Annotated in this window: 1 protein-coding gene; it reads right to left on the bottom strand. The window is 42.6% G+C overall.

Annotation, left to right across the window (positions count from 1 at the left end; all coding sequences use genetic code 11):
* On the bottom strand, positions 1 to 242 hold a 242-nt coding region (locus IEX97_RS13115), incomplete at both ends, for a Rossmann-fold NAD(P)-binding domain-containing protein (RefSeq protein ID WP_229776931.1).

Raw genomic sequence — 242 nt, 5'->3', positions numbered from 1 at the left:
ATAACGCATCCATGCTTTGAGCACGAGAAATGCGTGGGATTAAGTTCATTGAAAAAACACTGACTCGATGTTTAAGGCACCATTTAATTAAACTACTTCCTGAGTTTTTATCAATTTGACCGATTAAAAGAGATTCTGGAGGTAGATCGTTAATTTCTTCCACTAAGGGCTCACCCACGGTGGCCAGAATATGGGTATGGGAAAGGAGAGTCTTGCGAAGAGACATGATCTCTGCGCCGGCT

The organism is Paenalicyclobacillus cellulosilyticus, assembly GCF_014647315.1.
GTDB lineage: Bacteria > Bacillota > Bacilli > Alicyclobacillales > Alicyclobacillaceae > Alicyclobacillus_J > Alicyclobacillus_J cellulosilyticus.
This window is presented reverse-complemented; position numbering and strand designations above follow the sequence as displayed.